This is a genomic window from Pseudaminobacter salicylatoxidans, from assembly GCF_003148475.1.
Classification (GTDB): Bacteria; Pseudomonadota; Alphaproteobacteria; order Rhizobiales; family Rhizobiaceae; genus Pseudaminobacter; species Pseudaminobacter salicylatoxidans.
In genome coordinates this window covers 311460-331486 of sequence record NZ_QGGG01000004.1, presented here as the reverse complement: position 1 = coordinate 331486, position 20027 = coordinate 311460, and the positions used below count along the sequence as shown (strand labels likewise).

At 65.6% G+C, this 20027-nt stretch carries 18 protein-coding genes; 9 read left to right on the top strand and 9 right to left on the bottom strand.

Annotated features, from left to right (window positions below; all coding sequences use genetic code 11):
- On the bottom strand, positions 1-1143 hold a 1143-nt coding region (locus C7441_RS08230; protein WP_109612425.1), incomplete at its 3' end, for a GGDEF domain-containing protein.
- Positions 1144-1265: 122 nt separating this feature from the next.
- Positions 1266-2450 (bottom strand): GGDEF domain-containing protein, encoded by a 1185-nt coding sequence (locus C7441_RS08225; RefSeq protein ID WP_109612424.1) that lies wholly within the window; start codon positions 2448-2450, stop codon positions 1266-1268.
- Between the two features lie 214 nt (positions 2451-2664).
- Between C7441_RS08225 and C7441_RS08220 the strand changes: the two genes are divergently transcribed.
- From C7441_RS08220 to C7441_RS08205, 5 genes are all read left to right on the top strand, one after another.
- Complete coding sequence (locus tag C7441_RS08220) at positions 2665-2979, top strand: hypothetical protein (protein WP_109612423.1); 315 nt, start codon at positions 2665-2667, stop codon at positions 2977-2979.
- Positions 2980-3093: 114 nt separating this feature from the next.
- Complete coding sequence (locus C7441_RS08215; protein WP_109612422.1) at positions 3094-5001, top strand: propionyl-CoA synthetase; 1908 nt, start codon at positions 3094-3096, stop codon at positions 4999-5001.
- Positions 5002-5113: 112 nt separating this feature from the next.
- Entirely contained in the window at positions 5114-5281 is a 168-nt protein-coding gene (locus C7441_RS24015; RefSeq protein ID WP_019170736.1) for a hypothetical protein, read from the top strand.
- A 20-nt stretch (positions 5282-5301) separates the two neighbouring features.
- Complete coding sequence (locus tag C7441_RS08210) at positions 5302-5883, top strand: DJ-1/PfpI family protein (protein WP_109612421.1); 582 nt, start codon at positions 5302-5304, stop codon at positions 5881-5883.
- A 90-nt stretch (positions 5884-5973) separates the two neighbouring features.
- Positions 5974-6693 carry a helix-turn-helix transcriptional regulator gene (locus C7441_RS08205; RefSeq protein WP_109612420.1) on the top strand — a complete coding sequence of 240 codons (720 nt, stop codon included), beginning with the start codon at positions 5974-5976 and terminating at the stop codon, positions 6691-6693.
- A gap of 6 nt (positions 6694-6699) precedes the next feature.
- Here C7441_RS08205 and C7441_RS08200 read toward each other — a convergent pair whose 3' ends face one another.
- Both C7441_RS08200 and C7441_RS08195 read right to left on the bottom strand, forming a co-directional pair.
- On the bottom strand, positions 6700-7347 hold the full coding sequence (locus C7441_RS08200) for a class I SAM-dependent methyltransferase (RefSeq protein WP_109612464.1): 648 nt from the start codon (positions 7345-7347) through the stop codon (positions 6700-6702).
- Between the two features lie 88 nt (positions 7348-7435).
- Positions 7436-8146 carry a DUF1013 domain-containing protein gene (locus C7441_RS08195; RefSeq protein ID WP_109612419.1) on the bottom strand — a complete coding sequence of 237 codons (711 nt, stop codon included), beginning with the start codon at positions 8144-8146 and terminating at the stop codon, positions 7436-7438.
- 233 nt (positions 8147-8379) lie between these two features.
- On the opposite strand from C7441_RS08195, the gene C7441_RS08190 reads away from it, so the two are divergent.
- The 3 genes from C7441_RS08190 (at position 8380) to C7441_RS24010 (ending at position 11643) form a co-directional block, all read left to right on the top strand.
- A complete protein-coding gene (locus C7441_RS08190) occupies positions 8380-10578 on the top strand; it encodes an esterase-like activity of phytase family protein (protein ID WP_109612418.1) in 2199 nt (732 codons plus the stop codon).
- A gap of 524 nt (positions 10579-11102) precedes the next feature.
- Positions 11103-11420: a hypothetical protein gene (locus C7441_RS08185; RefSeq protein ID WP_109612417.1), complete on the top strand. Its 318-nt coding sequence runs from the start codon at positions 11103-11105 to the stop codon at positions 11418-11420.
- A 61-nt stretch (positions 11421-11481) separates the two neighbouring features.
- Positions 11482-11643: a hypothetical protein gene (locus tag C7441_RS24010; RefSeq protein WP_019172867.1), complete on the top strand. Its 162-nt coding sequence runs from the start codon at positions 11482-11484 to the stop codon at positions 11641-11643.
- A 176-nt stretch (positions 11644-11819) separates the two neighbouring features.
- Here C7441_RS24010 and C7441_RS08180 read toward each other — a convergent pair whose 3' ends face one another.
- From C7441_RS08180 to tkt, 5 genes are all read right to left on the bottom strand, one after another.
- Complete coding sequence (locus C7441_RS08180; RefSeq protein ID WP_109612416.1) at positions 11820-12845, bottom strand: class I fructose-bisphosphate aldolase; 1026 nt, start codon at positions 12843-12845, stop codon at positions 11820-11822.
- 263 nt (positions 12846-13108) lie between these two features.
- Positions 13109-14305: a phosphoglycerate kinase gene (locus tag C7441_RS08175; protein WP_109612415.1), complete on the bottom strand. Its 1197-nt coding sequence runs from the start codon at positions 14303-14305 to the stop codon at positions 13109-13111.
- 96 nt (positions 14306-14401) lie between these two features.
- Positions 14402-16213, bottom strand: coding sequence for a potassium/proton antiporter (locus tag C7441_RS08170; RefSeq protein WP_109612414.1), 1812 nt, complete (start codon positions 16211-16213; stop codon positions 14402-14404).
- A gap of 177 nt (positions 16214-16390) precedes the next feature.
- Entirely contained in the window at positions 16391-17401 is a 1011-nt protein-coding gene (gap, locus tag C7441_RS08165) for a type I glyceraldehyde-3-phosphate dehydrogenase (protein WP_109612413.1), read from the bottom strand.
- A 120-nt stretch (positions 17402-17521) separates the two neighbouring features.
- Positions 17522-19507: a transketolase gene (gene tkt, locus C7441_RS08160; RefSeq protein WP_109612412.1), complete on the bottom strand. Its 1986-nt coding sequence runs from the start codon at positions 19505-19507 to the stop codon at positions 17522-17524.
- Positions 19508-19754: 247 nt separating this feature from the next.
- Between tkt and C7441_RS08155 the strand changes: the two genes are divergently transcribed.
- Positions 19755-20027: a DUF4164 domain-containing protein gene (locus C7441_RS08155; protein WP_019172861.1), complete on the top strand. Its 273-nt coding sequence runs from the start codon at positions 19755-19757 to the stop codon at positions 20025-20027.

The window sequence follows — 20027 nt, the reverse complement described above, 5'->3', positions numbered from 1 at the left end:
CCGCACGCAGTCGCGCCCGCCCCGCTTGGCCTCGTAGAGCGCCTTGTCGGCGCGCGACAGCAGGTCGGAGAGGGTTTCGCGCGGCATCCGTTCGGCCACGCCGAAGCTGGCGGTGAAGCGCAGATGGGACGGAAGCCCCTCCACCGGCAGGCCGCAGAAGGCGGTGCGGGTCGCCTCGGCGAACAGCCGCGCCGTCACCAGATTGGCGCCCGGCAGCAATATGGCGAATTCCTCGCCGCCGATGCGGCCCGCGACATGGCCGGCGCTGGCGGTGTCGCGCAGGAAGCCGGCGAAGGCGCGGATCACCCGGTCGCCGCTGGCATGGCCGAACGTGTCGTTGATATCCTTGAAGTGGTCGAGGTCGCAGATCACCAGCGCCATCGGCCGGCCGCCGGCGTCGGCCTTGCGCAGCAGGGCCTTGGCGCGGTCCTCGAAGCCGCCACGGTTGAGCAGCCGCGACAGCGCATCGGTTTCCGACAATATGCGTACGTCCCCGATCACGTCGCGCGCCAGGATCACCAGGAACAGAAGCGCGATGGCGATGGCGAAGACCGTGCCCATGGCCTGCGAGACCAGCGCATAGTCGGTGCTGAGATAGGTCTGCGGCGAGGCGCCGGTGCCGCCGAGCGCCTGCGACAGGAACGGCTTGCTGAGGAACTGCAGCGAACTCATCGCCAACAGGCACATCAGCACGGTGTCGAGCCGGCCGCGCGCGCCCGCCCGCCACAACGTGCCCGCGCCGATCGCCTGCATCACGAAATACGGCACCTGGTAGATCATCATGCGCAGGAAGGATGCGCGCGGCATGTCCTGGATGAGATAGCAGGCGATGATCGAAACGGCGAGCACCGCCGCCATCAGCCGCCACGGCACCGGCACCAGATATTTGCGCGCTATGCCGACATTGAACAGGGCCAGCGCCAGCAGGAACGCGGCGAAGGAGCCGACCACCACCAGCCGCGAACCGCCGAGATTGGCGATGCCGAATTCGACCAGCACATAGAACGCGCCCAGCCCGTAGACGCAGGCTATCCAGCGTGCCGCCACCTGCTTGGGATCGTAGACTGCGACCATGGTGAAGGAGGCGGACAGCAAGCCGGCGACGATCAGGTTGATTATGAGGACAACCACCGCTCCCGTCATGTTTCGTTGCGCCCCCCACGCATGGCGGCCTTTTCAATCATGTTCGTGCAAAAAAGCCGTTAACGCCGCCATCCGGGCGGCAGTCTGCAAGCGGTTTGCGGTCGGGCAAAGACGGTTTTCCTTCAGGGGCTGCGCGCGCTGGAGCGGGTGCCGGCAGGTGTCGAGGCAAGGCGCACGCAGTCGCGCCCGCCCCGCTTGGCCTCGTAGAGCGCCTTGTCGGCGCGCGACAGCAGGTCGGAGAGGGTTTCGCGCGGCATCCGTTCGGCCACGCCGAAGCTGGCGGTGAAGCGCAGATGGGACGGAAGCCCCTCCACCGGCAGGCCGCAGAAGGCGGTGCGGGTCGCCTCGGCGAACAGCCGCGCCGTCACCAGATTGGCGCCCGGCAGCAATATGGCGAATTCCTCGCCGCCGATGCGGCCGGCGACATGGCCGGCGCTGGCGGTGTCGCGCAGGAAGCCGGCGAAGGCGCGGATCACCCGGTCGCCGCTGGCATGGCCGAACGTGTCGTTGATATCCTTGAAGTGGTCGAGGTCGCAGATCACCAGCGCCATCGGCCGGCCGCCGGCGTCGGCCTTGCGCAGCAGGGCCTTGGCGCGGTCCTCGAAGCCGCCACGGTTGAGCAGCCGCGACAGCGCATCGGTTTCCGACAATATGCGTACGTCCCCGATCACGTCGCGCGCCAGGATCACCAGGAACAGGAGCGCGCTGGCCACGGAAAAGACAGTGCCCATGGCCTGGGAGATCATCGCATAGTTCGAATGCAGATAGGTCTGCGCGGTGCCGCCGCCCAGCAGAGGCTGCAGAAAGGGCTTGCTGAGGAAATGCAGCGCGCTCAGGACCAGCAGCCCCATCAGCGCGGTGTCCAGCCGGCCGCGCGAGCGCGCGCGCCACAAAACGCCTGCGCCGATCGCCTGAAGCATGAAGAAAGGCATCTGATAGACCATCGTGCGGCTGAATGCGCTGCGCGGCAGGTCGCTGACGAACCAGCAGGCGATCATCGAGAGCGCAAACACCGCCGTCAGCAGGCGCTTCGGCACCGGCACCGCGTATTTGCGGGCGACCCCGACGTCGAACAAGGTCAGCGCGCCGAGCAGCGTGGCAAAGCACAGCAGCAGCAGAAGCGGCGGCTCGCCGAGGCGGGCAACGGCGAATTCCAGCAGGAAATAGGCCGCACCCAGCCCGTAGACGCCAACCATCCAGCGCGCGATCGTCTGCTTGCGGTCGTAAAGCCAGATCGTGGCGAAGGACGCCGACAACAGGCTGACGACGATCAGGTTGATCGCCAGGACGACTGTCGCTCCCGTCATGTTTCCCCGCGCGCCCCCAATGCATGCCGCCATATGGCGCAAAACGGCGCTCTTATCCCATTGCCTGCCTTCTTCAACCATCCGTCGGCAAAGATCGGGTTAACGCGACGGAACGCAATTTCTGCAATTGCCGAAATTGGCCTGAGGGGTTGCCCCGGCGCGGAACCCGATGCCCTGCTTCGCGTTGCCTTGCGGGGTGACAAGGAGATCGCCGATGAAGACCGTCATGCTTGTCGATCATGAGGCAATTCGCGACTGGGTGGCCGCCCGCGCCGGCAGCCCGGCGTTGCAGGAGGCGACGTCGGCCGGCGGCGATCCGGTGCTGCGCATCGTCTTCGGCCAGAGCGCCTATGAAGACGACGACCGCCCGGAGCGGTCGGAGGCGACCGGCGGGCTGGAGCTGATCGACTGGGACGAATGGTTTACCCTTTTCGACAAGCGCCGCCTGGCTCTCGTCGTGCCGGAGGACAGGCCCGGCATACGCGACGAGTTCCACGAACTCGTCAGGCGCTTCGATCCCGGCGATTGAGGGGCGCGCGGAGGCGGTCAAAATTAGCCCATAGTCAGATGGACGCAACCCGCCATCATTGTCTAAGACACCATTCCGGCCATGCCGGATCGGTGTCTGGGAGGAGATGTCGCCATGTCGTCGCGCTATCGTGAAGTCTATCAAAGCTGGAAAAGCGATCCGGAAGGGTTTTGGGCCGAGGCCGCGCGCGACATCGACTGGTTCAGGCCGTGGGACAAGGTTTTCGACGCCGAAGCCGGCGTCTATGGCCGCTGGTTCGCGGGTGCCGAATGCAACACCTGCCACAATGCGGTGGACCGCCATGTCGCCGGCGGTCGTGCCGCCCAGCCAGCGCTGATCTATGACAGTCCGATCACCGGCCGGCAGAAGACATTCACCTATGCCGAATTGCTCGCCGAGGTGACGGCGCTCGCCGCCGTGCTGCAGGATCAGGGCGTGGGCAAGGGCGACCGCGTCATCATCTATATGCCGATGGTGCCGGAAGCGGTGTTCGCCATGCTCGCCTGCGCGCGGCTGGGCGCAATCCATTCCGTGGTGTTCGGCGGCTTCGCGGCCAAGGAACTTGCCACCCGCATCGACGATGCAACGCCGAAACTCATCGTCTCGGCCTCCTGCGGCGTCGAGCCCGGCCGCGTCATCGCCTACAAGCCGCTGCTCGACGGCGCGATCGACATGGCGCGCCACAAGCCCGAACGCTGCATCGTGCTGCAGCGCGACGAGCAGCCCTGCGAACTCATCGCCGGGCGCGACATCGACTATGCGCAGTCCGTCGCCGCGGCGAAGGCGTCGGGCCGCGAGGTGGCGTGCGTGCCGGTCAAGGCCACCGATCCGCTCTATATCCTCTACACCTCCGGCACGACCGGCCAGCCCAAGGGCGTGGTGCGCGACAATGGCGGCCACATGGTCATGCTGAAATGGTCGATGGAGAACGAGTTCGGCGTGAAGCCGGGCGAGGTGTTCTGGGCGGCGTCGGATGTCGGCTGGGTGGTCGGCCATTCCTACATCGTCTATGCGCCGCTCTTCCACGGCTGCACGACCATATTGTTCGAGGGCAAGCCGATCGGCACGCCCGATGCCGGCACTTTCTGGCGCGTCATTTCCGAGCATGGCGCGGTCGCCCTGTTCACCGCGCCGACCGCCTTTCGCGCCATCCGCAAGGAGGATCCGAACGGCAGCTTCATCCCGCGCTACGACCTCACGAAATTCCGCACCCTGTTCCTCGCCGGCGAGCGCGCCGACCCCGAAACGATCAAATGGGCCGAGCAGCGGCTGGACCGCCCGGTCATCGACCATTGGTGGCAGACCGAGACCGGTGCGCCGATCAGCCACAATCCGGTCGGGCTCGGCAGCCTGCCGGTCAAATACGGCTCGCCCGGCGTCTCCATGCCGGGCTATGACGTGCAGGTGCTGGACGATGCAGGCCATCGCGTGCCGGCCGGAACGCTCGGCAATGTGGTGATAAAGCTGCCGCTGCCGCCCGGCTGCCTGCCAACGCTGTGGCACGCCGACGAGCGCTTCCATCGCGCCTATCTCGACGAGTTTCCCGGCTACTACAAGACGGCCGATGCCGGCTATCTGGACGATGACGGCTATCTCTTCGTCATGGCCCGCACCGACGACATCATCAATGTCGCCGGCCATCGCCTCTCGACGGGGGCGATGGAGGAGGTGCTGGCCGAACATCCCGACGTTGCCGAATGCGCGGTGGTGGGCATACAGGACGCGCTGAAAGGACAGGTGCCGTGCGGCTTCGTCGTGCTGTCCTCGGCCGCCACGCGCGACACGGCCACGATCGAGCGGGAGATCGTCCAGCTCGTGCGCAACCGCATCGGGGCGGTCGCGGCGCTCAAGCTGGTCGTCACCATCAAGCGGTTGCCCAAGACGCGCTCGGGCAAGATCCTGCGCTCGACCATGCAGAAGATCGCCGACAGGGAGGAATGGGTGATGCCCGCCACCATCGACGATCCCGCCATTCTGGAGGAGATCAGGGCGGCGCTCGCCGCGCGCGGCCTCGGCGTGTGACGGCAGACATGGCGGCCGCCTGTAGAAGACGCGCGGCTGGCACGGGTTCCTGACGCACTGCTGTCAGCATGGGTGTGAGACACTGCCTCCCGTAAGCCAGAGGAGAGTCGCCATGTTCACCCCCGATGTATTCCGCACAGTGCGCCACTATGCCGGCAAGCTGCAGACCCTGCGCGACCAGATCCGCACGGAGCGTTTTCTGAATTCCCTGCCCGAAAGCCTCCAGAAGGATATAGGCTGGCCGGACAACTACGCCGCCCGGCGCGCGCGGCGCGGCTGAACCAGAAAGGAAGCGGCACAATGACGGACAGCAAGACGATCGGCTTCGTGTTCATCGACGGTTTTGCCGACTGGGAATATGGCCTGCTTTCGGCTTCCGCGTCGGAATGGTTCGCCACGCGCACCCTTTCGCTCACGCCCACCGGCGAAGCCGTCAGGTCGATGAGCGGCTTTCGCCTGATGCCGGATCGCGGCGCCGACCCCGCTGAAAACGCCGACCTCGATGCAGTTGCCGTCATCGGCTCCGATGTCTGGGCAACGCCGCGCGCGCCGGACGTTTCGGCGCTGCTGCGCACCGTCGAGGAGCGTGGCGGCGTGGTCGGCGGCATCTGCGCGGGCACGCTGGCGCTCGCGCGCGCCGGGCTGTTCGAGCAGGCCGACCATACCAGCAACGGCCGCGACTGGATATTGAAGCATGAGCCCGACTATGCCGGTGCTGCGCGCTATCGCGACGTGCCGCATGCGGTGGCGGACGGCCGCATCGTTTCGGCGCCGGGTTCCGCGCCCGGCACCTTCGCGCTCGCCTTCCTGGAAGCGCTGCTGCCTGGACGCGAGGAACAGCTTGCCGAGATGCGCGCATTGTTCGCGCGCGAATATTCATGAGATTGCCGAAGATGCTCCTGACATTATGTTGTCAGGAGCATCATGCCAACATGCGACGGTTCGATTCCTCCGTCCTGACAGATAGTGCCCATGCGACGCGCAGACCGGCTATTCCAGATCGTTCAACACCTTCGCGGCGGACGTCTCGTCACCGCGCAGAAGCTGGGGCTTTGGCTCGAGGTTTCGGAGCGCACCATCTATCGCGACATTGCGGACCTGCAATCGACCGGCGTGCCGATCGATGGCGAGGCCGGTGTCGGCTACATGATGAGGGAAGGCTTCGACCTTCCGCCGCTGATGTTCACGCGTGACGAGATCGTGGCGCTGGTGGCCGGCGCACGCATGGTGCGCGCCTTCGGCGGCGCCGCCATGGCGCGCGCGGCCGACGAGGCGCTGGTCAAGATCGGCGCCGTGCTGCCCGACGCCGAAAAGGCCCGCATCTCGCGCACCGAGATCCACACGCCGATGTGGGTGGTGAGCGATGCCGACCGCGACGCCATCGACATTCTCGAACGCTCCATCGAGCGCCGCGACGTGCTGGCGCTCGACTATCGCGACGAGGCCGGCCGCAACACGCTGCGCGACGTGCGCCCGCTCGGCCTGTGGTTCTGGGGCAAGGTGTGGACGCTGGTCGCCTGGTGCGAGATGCGCGACGATTTCCGCGCCTTCCGCATCGACCGCATCGGCAGCATCACCCAGGCCGGCCGCATCTTCCGTCCCGAGCGCGGCAAGCAACTCGCCGATTTCTACCGGCGCGTCGAGCGCAACGAATATTCCGGCGACGCGGCCGGCCGCTCGATGCGCGGATGATGAATTTCAGGGCCGCCGCGAGCCGCCGCTCTCCGGCAGGTGCCGAAACACGCTGAACTGGAATGACTGGGTCGATCCCCACGGCGTGGTGTGAACGTGCCTGCGCTCGTCCACCAGCTGGAAATGTGGCCCGATGACGCCGGCGAGCGCCTGCGGATCATATCTCATGACGGGCAGGCCACTGCACTTTTCCGGCCCGTCGGGGGCGAATGTCGCGATGATCGCATGGCCGTGCGGCTTCACCGCCGCATGCAGGCGCTCGACATAGGCCGCGCGATCCTCCGGACGGATCAGGAAGTGGAAGGCGGCGCGGTCGTGCCAGAAGTCGTAGGTGCGCGCGGGCTGCCACGCCGTGATGTCGGAAACGATCCACTCCACCTGAGCCGCCGCCGCGCCCAGCCGCGCTTCCGCCACGTCGAGGGCCGCGGCCGAGAGGTCGAGCACGGCAAGGTCGTGCATGCCTTGCGCCAGCAGCGCGTCCACCAGCCGCGACGCGCCGCCGCCGATGTCGATGAGGCTCGACTTCGCCGTCGCGCCGCACTGCCTCATGAGGTCGAGGGACGGCATCGGGGCGTCCTCGTACCAGCTCACGCCTTTCTCGCCCTTGGTCGCGTAGGCTTCGTTCCAATGCGCCTGCCGGCCGTTGTCCTGCATGGCCACCTCCTGCACTGAACATATGGCTGGTGCCCGGACAAAAAAAGCCCCGCCGGAGCGGGGCTTTTCACATGTGAAGGGGATGCGATCAGCGACGGTGAAGATCGTCCTCGTCTTCGTCGTCCTCATGCTTGGACTTGAGCGAGGAAAGCTTGGCGAACACGGCGTCGGCGTCGAGTTCCTTCTCTTCCTCCTCGTGCGCGCCGGTTTCCGGCTCCAGCCGCTCGGTCATGGCGGCGGGCAGCAGCGTGTCGCCCGTGGGGGCTGCCGGCGGGCGGCCATGCGAGGCGCGCTGCACTTCGATGTCGAGGTCGATCTGCGAGCACAGGCCCAGCGTCACCGGGTCCATTGGCGTCAGGTTGGGCGAGTTCCAGTGGGTGCGGTTGCGAATCTGCTCGATGGTCGACTTGGTGGTGCCGACGAGGCGCGAGATCTGCGCGTCCTTCAGTTCGGGGTGGTTGCGCACCAGCCAGAGAATGGCGTTGGGGCGATCCTGGCGCTTGGACAGCGGCGTGTAGCGCGGGCCCTTGCGCTTGCTTTCGGGCACCCGCACCTTGGGCTCGGAAAGCTTGAGGCGATGGTTGATGTCGCGCTCGCCGCGCGCGATCTCGTCGCGCGAAAGCTGGCCGGTCATGATCGGATCCATGCCCTTGATGCCCTGCGCCGACTCGCCGTCGGCAATCGCCTTCACCTCGAGCGGATGCAGGCCGCAGAACTGGGCGATCTGGTCGAAGGAAAGCGCGGTGTTGTCAACGAGCCAGACGGCGGTCGCCTTGGGCATCAGAAGCGTATTGGCCATCAGATAATATCCTCTTGTTCGCCCGCGTCCCTTTGCGCGGGCGGTGGATCAGACCACCGAAAATTGGGAAATCGCGATTTATATAACGTTGTTCGCACCATCCGGCAAGAAAACTTCGCGCCGCGGCGCACAGCGATCTTTCCCGATCCTGTCATGAAACCGTCGCCTATCCGTCATTTCGCTGAAATATCGATGCCGCAAGGGAGCATGGACATTGCAAACAGGAGAGGTCCATGAAATCCCGACTGCTCGTGCTCACCGCAGCCCTTGCCGCCTCGGCTGCGCTGCCGGCCCATGCCGATAGCGTCTTCAACCGCATCGCCACCTTTCCGGTGGCCGAAAACCTGCCCGCCGGCACCGATGCCAGGACCCCGACCTCGTCGGAAATCATCAAGGCAAGCGCCGACGGCAAGACGCTGGTCTATTCCGACAGCCCGCTGGGCGCGGTCGGCTTCATCGACATTTCCGACGCGAAAGCGCCCAGGCCGGCCGGCATCGTAAAGTTCGAGGGCGAGCCGACCTCGGTCGTCGTCGCCGGCGCCAAGGTGCTGGCCGGCGTCAACATCTCCGAGAGCTTCAAGAACCCCTCGGGCCATCTCGCCGTCATCGATCTTGCCTCCAGGAAGATCGAGGCCACCTGCGACCTCGGCGGCCAGCCCGATTCCGTCGCCGTCAGCCTCGACGGCAAGTTCGCGGCGGTCGCCATCGAGAACGAGCGCGACGAGGACCTCAACGACGGCGAGCTGCCGCAGCTTCCGGCCGGCGACCTGAAGATCTTCAACCTCTCCGAAGGCACGCCTGACTGCGCCACGATGAAAACCGTCGACCTCACCGGTCTTGCCGAAATCGGCGCGGAGGACCCCGAGCCCGAATTCGTCGATTTCAACGCGGCCGGCGAGATCGCCCTGACGCTGCAGGAAAACAACCATATCGTCATCATCGATGCGGCGACCGCCAGGGTCACCGCGCATTTCTCCGCCGGCGCGGTGGACCTCGACGGCATCGACATCAGGAACGATGGCGCGCTCGACTTTACCGGCAGCCAGAAGGAAGCGCTGCGCGAGCCCGACGCCATCAAATGGCTCGACAATGACCGCTTCGTGATCGCCAACGAGGGCGACTACCACGGCGGCGCGCGCGGCTTCACCATCTTCGACAAGACCGGCAAGCTGCTTTACGAATCCGGCCCATCGCTGGAAATGAAGATCGCCGCCGCCGGTCATTATCCCGAAAAGCGCTCCAACAAGAAGGGCGTCGAGCTGGAAGGCCTCGAGGTCGCGAAGTTCGGCGACACGCAATATATCTTCGTCGCCAGCGAGCGCGGCTCCGTCGTGGGCGTCTACAAGGACACCGGCGCCGAGCCGGAATTCGTCCAGCTCCTGCCTTCGGGCATCGGCCCCGAGGGTCTGGTGGCCATTCCCTCGCGCAACCTGCTCGTCACCGCCAACGAGACCGATCTGGTGGAAGATGGCGGCGTGCGCTCGCATGTCATGCTGTATGAGCTGGGCGAGGGGCCGGCCGCCTATCCGATGATCGTCTCGGCCGATGACGGGAACGGCAAGCCGATCGGCTGGGGCGCGCTGTCGGGTCTCGCCGCCGACCCGAAGGAGGCCGGCAAGCTCTATGCGGTCTCCGATTCCTTCTACCGTTCGCAGCCCGCCATCTTCACGATAGACGCCACCAGCCGGCCGGCCGGGATCGTCGCAAAGACCGTCATCACCCGTGACGGCCAGCCGGCCCAGAAGCTCGATCTCGAAGGCATTGCCTCCGATGGCAACGACGGTTTCTGGCTCGCGTCGGAAGGCGACGCGGCCAGGCTCACGCCCAACGCCATCTATCACGTCAACGCCAGGGGCGAGATCAAGCAGGAAATCGCACTGCCGGCGGAACTTCTCGGCAAGGATGGCCGCTTCGGCTATGAGGGCATCACCACGCTGGGCGAGGGCGACGACCTCACGCTCGTCATGGCCGTGCAGCGCGAATGGGCCGGCGATGCCAGGGGCGAGGTGAAGCTGCTGGCCTACAAGCCCAAGGCAAAGGAATGGTCGGCCGTGCGCTACCCGCTGGAAAAGGCGGAAAAGGGCTGGGTGGGCCTGTCCGAAGTCACCGCGCATGACGGCAAGCTCTACATCGTCGAGCGCGACAACCAGATCGGCGCGGAAGCCAGGCTGAAGGCCGTCTATGCGGTCGCCCTCGAAGACTTCCGGCCAGCCGCGCTGGGCGGCGAGCTGCCGCTGGTGACGAAGACGCTGGTGCGCGACCTGATCCCCGACCTGAAGGCCGCCACCAACGGCTATGTGGTGGACAAGGTGGAAGGCTTTGCCATCGACGCCGCCGGCGACGCCTATGTCGTGACCGACAATGACGGCGTGGACGATTCCTCGGGCGAGACACTGTTCCTGCGTCTGGGCACCATCGCAGCGATCAATTGAGGCTGGCAAGGCAGCCGGGGAAAATGCAGCCGCGGGGAAACCCGCGGCTGTTTTTTATTGCCGCAGTCTGCCGATCCTGCGCCGGATGCGACAAACGGGGATGAAATCCCATACCATTTTTGCCGCAACATATTGAGGCGAAACATCTTTCAAAAATAATTGCCAGCCCGTTGATCCCCCGCCTGTGCGGCTGCCACATAATCCTCGGCATCGCCCTCGCGGGAACACGGGTCATGAACCGGATGAGCGTGGAGGGCGGCGGCGGCCGGGCTGGCGGTGTGTCGGAAGCACCGCTGGGCATAAGCCCTCAAGCCCGGGCCTCAGGTTGCGGCTGGCGGCGCGAATGCCGAGGCGTACGAACCGGGCAAGAACGCCGGGTGGACGCATGGCAAGCGTCATACCAATACCCCTTAGCGGCGCGAGCCATGCGTCCACGTTCCCATGATCCGGCTTCGCTTGCGAGGCGCGGTAATGCCCCGGCGCGCCCGGATTTCCCGACACATCCGAAACAGGAGGAGAATGCGATGACTTACGTTCCCAGCATGTACAAGCGCGCGGCGCGCAAGGCCACCGAGCCGAAACCGCTTCTGGAGGCGGACGGCAAGCCCCTGCCGCGCAAGCTTTCCGACGCCATCGTGCTGGCCGGCAGCATTGCCGCCACGCTGCAGGGCGCGCCCCGTCGGTGCCAGCGGCGTGAATGCCGCCGCACCCAGCGTTGCTGCTCGGCGGACGGCGCCGCCAAGGGCACCGGCTGCGACGTGCCGCTGCCGCAGCAGGCGACGATCCGGCTGATGGCCGGCATGTTCGCCTTCATGCATGCGCTGGTGGAGAAAAAGCGATGAGGGCGGGCCGCCCGCGCCATGAGCGGTGGACAAGACGGCGCATTGCTGTTCAAACACGCGCATGTCCAAGGCGCTTTCGCTCGTCATCATCGGCATCATGCTGATCCAGATCATCAAGCCGCTCGGCCTGCCGGGCCTGCGGCAGCGGCGCGATTTCTGGAAACTGGCGCTGATCGCGCTGGCGGCAATCGCGCTGACGGTGATCCTGAGCCACGGCTACTGACGCGGCACGACCCCGCAAGGCCGCAGGCTTTTCGCCGAGATGGCGGCTCGGGAAACAATCATCCCGCTTCCGCCGGAGCGATGATGCCGGAAGCCGGACGTTCATGCAGGGCCGGACAGGCGGACAACAAAAAACCCCGCCGGAGCGGGGTTTTTCATGGACATGCCGAAGACGGCTCAGGCGGCCTTTTCCAGCGCCTGCTGCCACTTGCCGCTGGCTGCCAGGCCGTTCATGCGGGCGCGGTGGGCAAAGGCTGCCTGTGCGGCGGCGACGTTCTCGGCCTTGCCGCTCCACGCCTTCTGCGGCGCGGCCTGCAGCGCGCGGCCGTAGGAGAAGGTGAGCTTCCACGGATGCGGGCCGACGGCGTTCATGGCGTTGAGGTTGGCGGTGGCCTCCTCATCCGACTGGCCGCCCGACAGGAAGGCGATGCCCGGCACGGCGACCGGCACCGTCTCACGGAACAGGCGCAGCGTCTTTTCGGCGATTTCTTCGGGCGTGTTCTTCTGGCCCGACTTCTTGCCGGCAATCACCATGTTCGGCTTCAGCACGGTGCCTTCCAGCTTCACGCGCGCGTCGTAGAGCGCGTCATAGAGCTTGACCAGCGTGGCGCGGGTGACGTCGTAGCACGTGTCGATGTCGTGGGCGCCGTCCATCAGCACTTCCGGCTCGACGATCGGCACGATGCCGGCTTCCTGGCACAGCGCCGCATAGCGGGCGAGCGCCTGGGTGTTGGCGTCGATCGTATAGCGCGAGGGCACGTTCTTCGCGGTGTCGATGTCGATCACCGCACGCCATTTGGCGAAGCGCGCGCCGATCTTGTAGTACTCGGCCAGACGTTCGCGCAGGCCGTCGAGGCCTTCGGTGACGGTGTCGCCCGGATAGCCCGGAATGGCCTTGGCGCCGGCATCGACCTTGATGCCGGGGATGGCGCCGGCGGCCTTGATCAGATCGACCAGCGGCGTGCCGTCGGCGGCCTTCTGGCGGATCGTCTCGTCGTAGAGAATAACGCCGGAGATGCAGTTCTTCATCGCATCGGTCGAGCGGAACAGCAGTTCGCGATAGTCGCGGCGGCTGTCGGCCGTGGATTCGACGCCGATCACGTCAAAGCGCTTCTTGATCGTGCCGCTGCTTTCGTCGGCTGCCAGAATACCCTTGCCGTCGGCCACCATCGCGGCGGCAATATCTTCCAGACGTTCGCTCATGCAAATCCTCCTGAGGCTTTCATTGAGGGCCGCATAACAGAAGTATCGGCACAACGGAACGCCGCGCAAATGTTTGAATCGATTGAAAGACGATCAACTCGGCCTACAAAAGATTTCGCCCCTCGCCAGACCATGATGCCGAAAAGCGGGAACCGGTTTTCGGACGATATCATGGTCTGTCCAATTGTGCCGCATTTGTGCGACGCGAGGTCAAAACCACCCTGCTGCAAAATGCTTGGGGGGCGAAACAGAAGGTTGCGCGGTTATTTTTTCAGCACTTCCACACCCGGAAGCGCCTTGCCTTCCATCCATTCGAGGAAGGCGCCGCCGGCGGTGGAGACATAGGTGAAGTCGTCGGCGACGCCCGCATGGTTGAGCGCGGCGACCGTGTCGCCGCCGCCGGCCACCGACACCAGCTTGCCATCCTTGCTGCGGGCGGCGGCATGGCGCGCCGCCGCGACTGTGGCGCGGTCGAAGGGCGAAATCTCGAAGGCGCCGAGCGGGCCGTTCCACACCAGCGTCGCGGCGCGGTCGATCCACTGGTTGACGGTCTCCACCGTCCTGGGGCCGACATCGAGGATCATGGCGTCGGCCGGTACGGCATCGACCCCCACGACCTCATTGGCGGCATCGGCCTTGAACTCGCGCGCCACCACGGCATCCGACGGCAGGATGATGGCGCAACCGGCCTGCGCGGCCTCGATCATGATTTGCCTGGCGGTCTGGGCAAGATCGTGCTCGCACAGCGACTTGCCGACATCGGTGCCGCGCGCGGCGAGGAACGTGTTGGCCATGCCGCCGCCGATGACCAGCGCATCGACCTTCTTCACCAGGTTCATGAGCAGGTCGATCTTGGACGAGACCTTGGCGCCGCCGACGATCGCCACCACCGGGCGGGCCGGATTGCCGAGGCCCCTTTCCAGCGCCTCCAGTTCGGCCTGCATGGTGCGGCCGGCAAAAGCCGGCAGGAGATGCGCAAGTCCCTCGGTGGAGGCATGCGCGCGGTGCGCGGCCGAGAAAGCGTCATTGACGAAGATGTCGCCATTGGCGGCCAGCGCCCTGGTGAATTCGGGATCGTTCTTTTCCTCGCCCTTGTGGAAGCGAGTGTTTTCCAGAAGCAGGATGTCGCCGTCCTGCATGGCCGCGACCGCGGCGGTGGCCTTGTCGCCGATGCAGTCGCCGGCAAAGGCGACGGGCTTGCCCAGCACGCCGGCGGTGGCGGCGGCGATGGGTTCGAGCGAGTATTTCGTTTCCGGACCTTCCTTGGGGCGGCCGAAATGCGCGAGCAGGATGACCTTCGCGCCGCGGCGCGAAAGCTCCAGAATGGTCGGCGAGACGCGCTCGATGCGGGTGGCGTCGGTCACCTTGCCGTCGGCCATGGGCACGTTGAGATCGACGCGCGCGAGAACCCGCTTGCCCCTGACCTCCGCGAGGTCGTCGAGCGTCTTGAAACCGGCCATAGGCAATCCTCTCCTTGCTGTGAGTCGGCGAAACCTTATCGTGACACGTGGCGGATTCAAGGCGCTTTGGGCCGGCGCGGCGATTGGCAGCGGCGATCAGACGTCCTGCTCCACCGGGCTTCCGCGCAGCCAGCGCAAGACCCGCTGCACCCGGTCGCGCAAGCGTTCGGGCACCAGCGGCTGGGGTCGGGTCGGCTCGAAGGACAGGCCGATCGCCGTGATCCTGCCCTTCTCGTCGATGTCGCGCACGATCAGCTCGATGGACCCGAGCGTGAGCCGGTCGGCATATTCGACATGACCGCCGAAGCGGGACAGGAACAGCTCGCCGATGGTCATCTTTATCTCGGCTTCGGTCAGGCCGGTTCCGTAGGCCGCTTCGAGTTCGGCGGCCGGGCGGGCGGGATCGACGGCGAAGGCGCCGAAGAATTCGGCATCCTCGGGGTCGAGATCGACGCGGCTGGTGAACAGGCGGTCGAGCAGGGCCGGGTAGCGGTCGGAGACGAAGATATAGACGCGGTCGCCGGCCACCAGGCGGCCGAAATCGGGGAACTTCATCGACCGCCCTTCGCGCACCACCAGCGAGGGGCGCGCCCAGCGCGGGAAGCGCTCGCCGCGCAGCACCGGGCTGCCCGGCACCACGCGGTAGCTGAGCAGTTCGTGGTGCGCCGATCCGGGCAGTTCCAGCTCCACCTTTTCGATGGGCCCGGCACGGGCCGGCACGATGAGGCCAAGACGGCGCGCGAGCGGTCCGACCGTCCAGCCCTGCACGACCAGCGACACCAGCACGATCATGAAGGCGATGTTGAAGATGGTGCGGCCATGCTCCAGTCCGCTGATCAGCGGGGTGAGCGCAAGCAGGATCGAGACCGCGCCGCGCAGACCCACCCAGGAGATGAAGGTCGTCTCCGTCTGCGTCAGCGAGAAAGGCTTCAGGCACAGCCACACGGCTATCGGCCGGGCGATGAACATGAGCACCAGCCCAAGCGCCAGCGCAACCGGCATCAGCGGCAGGAACTGCGAGGGCGTGGCAAACAGACCCAGCACCAGGAACATGATGATCTGCCCGAGCCAGGAGATGCCGTCCTGGAAGCGGCCGAGCGCGCCGGATGCCCGCATGTTGGAATTGCCGGCAACGAGACCGGCCAGATAGACCGCAAGGAAGCCCGAGCCGCCGATGGAGCCGGCGGCCGCGAAGACCAGCAGCGACAGCGCCAGCACGAAGATCGGCAGCAGGCCCCGGTCGAGATTGAGCCATTCGACCAGCCGCACGATGCCGAAGCCGCCGAGGATGCCGACGGCGGCGCCAAGCCCCATGGTGACGAAGAAACCGAGCACGAGGTCGAGGAACAACACCTGCGCTTCCGGATCGGCGCCGATAGCTATGATCTCGACCAGGGTCAGCGTCAGGAAGATCGCGATCGGATCGTTGGTGCCGGATTCGATCTCCAGCGTCGAGCGTACGCGTTCGCGCAGATTGATGTTTCCCGCGCGCAGCAGGAAAAACACGGCCGCCGCGTCGGTGGACGCGGTGGCGGCGCCGAGCAGGAAGGATTCAAGCCACGAAAAGCCGGTAAGATAATGCGCCGCGACGCCGAAGATGGCGGTCGTTATGGCGACGCCGATGGTCGCCAGGGACAGTGCCGGCAGGCCTGCCTGCCGCAGCACGTTGACCGGCGTGCCGAAGCCCGAATCGAACAGGATAACGGCCAGCGCCAGCGAGCCCACGAAATAGGCGATGCCGGCATTGTCGAATTCGATGCCGAGCCCGTCCTGGCCCGAGGCGAGGCCGATGGCCAGGAAGAGCAGCAGCAGCGGCGCACCGAAACGGAAGGCGATCAGGCTCGAAAATGCTGCCGCGAGCACCAGTGCCGTTCCGACCAGTGTCGCGAGATAGATGGCCTGATCCATGGGTGGTCTGCTTCCGTGCGCTCCGCGTGGTTCGACTTCTCCACAGAGTGCGGCGAAGACATGGCCACGCGCAAGCGACTTTGCCGAAAGTCGTTATGCCAAATGTATTTTTTCGTCACGGAAACGAAAACGCCCGGCCTTGAGGCCGGGCGTCGATGCAGACTGGACGGCGTCCGGTCAGGCGATGGTCCTGCCCATGGCGACAGCGGTGTCGGCCATGCGGTTGGAGAAGCCCCACTCATTGTCGTACCAGGACATGACACGCACCAGGTTGCCCTCGATGACCTTGGTCTGGTCGAGCGCGAAGGTGGACGAAGCCGGGTTGTGGTTCAGGTCGATGGAGACCAGCGGCTCCTTGGTGTAGGCGAGGATGCCCTTGAGCGGCCCCTCGGAAGCGGCGACGAGCACGGCATTGACCTCGTCCACGGTGACCGGCTTGCTGGCCACGAACTTGAAGTCGATGACCGAGACGTTCGGGGTCGGCACGCGGATCGACACGCCGTCGAGCTTGCCCTTCAGTTCCGGCAGCACAAGGCCGACGGCCTTGGCCGCACCCGTCGAGGTCGGGATCATCGACATGGCGGCGGCGCGGGCCCGGTAGAGGTCCTTATGCATGGTGTCGAGCGTCGGCTGGTCGCCGGTATAGGCGTGAATCGTCGTCATGAAGCCCTTCTCGATGCCGAAGGCATTGTTGAGCACCATGGCCACGGGCGCCAGGCAGTTGGTGGTGCAAGACGCATTGGAAATCACGATGTGTTCCCTGGCGATCTTGTCGTGGTTGACGCCGTAGACGACCGTCAGGTCGGCGCCGTCGGCCGGAGCCGAGACGATGACGCGCTTGGCGCCGGCGGTCAGATGCGCCGAGGCCTTCTCCTTCGAGGTGAAGATGCCGGTGCATTCGAGCGCGATGTCGACGCCGAGTTCCTTCCACGGAAGCTGCGCCGGATCCTTGACGGCGGTGACCTTGATGGCGCCGCTGCCGATGTTGATGGTGTCGCCCTCGACCCTCACCTCGTGCGGGAAGCGGCCGTGCACGCTGTCGTAGCGCAGCAGATGCGCATTGGTCTCGACCGGGCCGAGATCGTTGATGGCGACGACCTCGATGTCCTTGCGGCCGGATTCGTAGATGGCGCGCAAGATGTTGCGGCCAATGCGGCCAAATCCGTTGATGGCTACTTTGACGGTCATGTGAGCTTCTCCCTGGGAGCGAAAAATCAGTTCGATGAGGATCGATCGGCACTCAGGAGCCGGGCGCGGTCGGGCGATTTCCGCTCATGCCGCGCTCCAGGCCCCAGGTGCCGGTCGGTCCTAATGCAGGCGTTCTTCGGCGGCCTTCACCGCGGCCTCGGCGGTGATACCGAAATGCGGATAAAGCTGCTCGATCGGGGCACTTGCGCCAAAACCGTGCATGCCGATGAAGATGCCGTCCACGCCGATGAAGCGGTCCCAGCCCATGCGGATCGCCGCCTCGATGGCGATCTTGACCGGGGCGTTGCCGATGAGGGCGGCCTTGTAGGTGTCGCTCTGCTGCTCGAACAGCTCGAAGGACGGCACCGAAACCACGCGGGTGGGGTGGCCGTGGGCCTGAAGCTGCGTGCGCGCGGCAAGCGCGATCTCGACCTCGGAGCCGGTGGCGAAGATCGTCACCGCCGCCTCGCCGTCGGCCGTGGCCAGCTCGTAGGCGCCGTAGGCACAGAGGTTCTCTTCCACATATTCGGTGCGCAGCGCCGGCAGGTTCTGGCGGGTGAGCGCCAGCGTCGAGGGCGTCCTGGTCGAATGCAGGGCAAGCTGCCAGCACTCGGCGGCTTCCATCGCGTCAGCCGGACGGAACACCGTGTGGTTGGGAATGGCGCGAAGCGCCGCCAGATGCTCGACCGGCTGGTGGGTCGGGCCGTCTTCGCCCAGCCCGATGGAATCGTGCGTCATGACGAAGATCGACCGGATGCCCATCAGCGACGCCAGGCGCATGGCCGGGCGTGCATAGTCCGAGAAGGTCAGGAAGGTGCCGCCATAGGGAATGACGCCGCCATGCAGCGCCATGCCGTTCATGGCCGCGGCCATACCGTGCTCGCGGATGCCGTAATAGACATAGCGGCCGTTGTAGTCGTCCGGGGTGATCGGCTTGGTCTGGCTGGTCTTGGTGTTGTTGGAGCCGGTCAGGTCAGCCGAGCCGCCGATCGTCTCGGGCACCACGGCGTTGATGACTTCCAGCGCCATTTCCGACGACTTGCGGGTGGCGACCTTGGGCTTGTCGGCGGCAAGCTTCTGCTTGTACTCGGCAATCACCGCATCCAGATCGCCCGGCAGCTCGCCGCTCATGCGGCGTTCGAACTCGGCGCGGATCTCGGCGTCGGCCTCGGCCAGGCGGGCCTCCCATTCCTTGCGCTTCTTGCAGGCGTTGAGGCCCGAAACGCGCCAGGCGTCGAGAATTTCGGACGGAACCTCGAAGGGCGGGTAGGGCCAGTTCAGCGTCTTGCGCGCGCCGGCGATCTCCTCCGCGCCCAGCGGCGAGCCGTGCGCCTTGCTGGTGCCGGACTTGGTGGGCGCGCCGAAGCCGATGGTGGTCTTGCAGGCGATCAGCGTGGGGCGATCCGAGCGGCGCGCGATCTCGAGCGCGCCGGCAATCGCTTCCGGATCGTGACCGTCGATGCTCATGGTGTTCCACTGGCAGGCGGCGAAACGCTCGAGCTGGTCGGTGGAATCGGACAGCGAGAGCTGGCCGTCGATGGTGATGTTGTTGTCGTCCCACATCACGATCAGCTTGTTGAGCTTCAGGTGGCCGGCGAGCGCGATGGCTTCCTGGCTGATGCCTTCCATGAGGCAGCCGTCGCCCGACAGCACATAGGTGTAATGGTCGACGAGGTCATCACCAAAACGGGCATTGAGGATGCGCTCCGCCAGCGCCATGCCGACAGCGTTGGCGATGCCCTGGCCGAGCGGGCCGGTGGTCGTCTCGATGCCGGCCGCATGGCCGAATTCAGGGTGGCCCGCGGTGCGCGAGCCGAGCTGGCGGAACTGCTTGATCTGGTCGATCGTGATGTCTTCGTAGCCGGTCAGGTAAAGCAGCGAATAGAGCAGCATGGAGCCGTGGCCGGCCGACAGCACGAAGCGGTCGCGGTCGGGCCAGTGCGGGTTCTTCGGATCGTGCTTCATGAAGCGCGTGTAAAGCACGGTGGCAATGTCGGCCGCGCCCATCGGCAGGCCGGGATGTCCGGAATTCGCCTTTTCGACAGCATCCATGGACAGAAAGCGGATCGCGTTGGCCATCCGGTCGTGTTTTTCGCGTGAGGTCATGATCGCTCGCCAAGCCTTGGTTTTCGGGGCCGTGGTGCCCTAGGGAAAAGCAGGCGACACATAGCAGGCATGCGGCCTGAGTCAACCAAAGCCGGGGTCGTTTAGGACCATAGTCGGGGCTTCAGGGTGCGATAGCAGGGGAAAGCGTGAAACGCTTTGTTGACGGCTCGTTTTCACGATGCCTAATGTTTCACGGATAAGTCGTTCTGAATATGAGCGATTCGGTGATGGGAGTTCAGACAAAGCCATGACCGGGGAAACAACACTCAAGGACGTCATCAGCCGGCTCGGCAGGGCGATCGACACGCTGGAACAGAGTGTCGCAGCGCGGCTGGAACACGAGCAGGACTACAGCGAAGCCGAGGCCGAAGTGCAGCGCATGAACGCCGACCGCAGCCGGCTGGCGCAGGAACTCGACAATTCGGAAGCGCGCGCCGAGCGCCTCGAAGAAGCCAACAAGGAGGTCTCGCGCCGGCTGGTGACCGCGATGGAAACCATCCGCGCGGTGCTGGACAGGTAG

Coding starts and splice junctions, on each gene's coding strand:
- C7441_RS24010 (WP_019172867.1), top strand. CDS start 11,482: ATGTCCAAGGCGCTTTCGCTCGTCATCATCGGCATCATGCTGATCCAG.
- C7441_RS08155 (WP_019172861.1), top strand. CDS start 19,755: ATGACCGGGGAAACAACACTCAAGGACGTCATCAGCCGGCTCGGCAGG.
- gap (WP_109612413.1), bottom strand. CDS start 17,401: ATGACCGTCAAAGTAGCCATCAACGGATTTGGCCGCATTGGCCGCAAC.
- C7441_RS08190 (WP_109612418.1), top strand. CDS start 8,380: ATGAAATCCCGACTGCTCGTGCTCACCGCAGCCCTTGCCGCCTCGGCT.
- C7441_RS08210 (WP_109612421.1), top strand. CDS start 5,302: ATGACGGACAGCAAGACGATCGGCTTCGTGTTCATCGACGGTTTTGCC.
- C7441_RS08195 (WP_109612419.1), bottom strand. CDS start 8,146: ATGGCCAATACGCTTCTGATGCCCAAGGCGACCGCCGTCTGGCTCGTT.
- C7441_RS24015 (WP_019170736.1), top strand. CDS start 5,114: ATGTTCACCCCCGATGTATTCCGCACAGTGCGCCACTATGCCGGCAAG.
- C7441_RS08170 (WP_109612414.1), bottom strand. CDS start 16,213: ATGGATCAGGCCATCTATCTCGCGACACTGGTCGGAACGGCACTGGTG.
- C7441_RS08215 (WP_109612422.1), top strand. CDS start 3,094: ATGTCGTCGCGCTATCGTGAAGTCTATCAAAGCTGGAAAAGCGATCCG.
- C7441_RS08220 (WP_109612423.1), top strand. CDS start 2,665: ATGAAGACCGTCATGCTTGTCGATCATGAGGCAATTCGCGACTGGGTG.
- C7441_RS08175 (WP_109612415.1), bottom strand. CDS start 14,305: ATGGCCGGTTTCAAGACGCTCGACGACCTCGCGGAGGTCAGGGGCAAG.
- C7441_RS08180 (WP_109612416.1), bottom strand. CDS start 12,845: ATGAGCGAACGTCTGGAAGATATTGCCGCCGCGATGGTGGCCGACGGC.
- C7441_RS08225 (WP_109612424.1), bottom strand. CDS start 2,450: ATGACGGGAGCGACAGTCGTCCTGGCGATCAACCTGATCGTCGTCAGC.
- C7441_RS08200 (WP_109612464.1), bottom strand. CDS start 7,347: ATGCAGGACAACGGCCGGCAGGCGCATTGGAACGAAGCCTACGCGACC.
- tkt (WP_109612412.1), bottom strand. CDS start 19,507: ATGACCTCACGCGAAAAACACGACCGGATGGCCAACGCGATCCGCTTT.
- C7441_RS08205 (WP_109612420.1), top strand. CDS start 5,974: ATGCGACGCGCAGACCGGCTATTCCAGATCGTTCAACACCTTCGCGGC.
- C7441_RS08185 (WP_109612417.1), top strand. CDS start 11,103: ATGACTTACGTTCCCAGCATGTACAAGCGCGCGGCGCGCAAGGCCACC.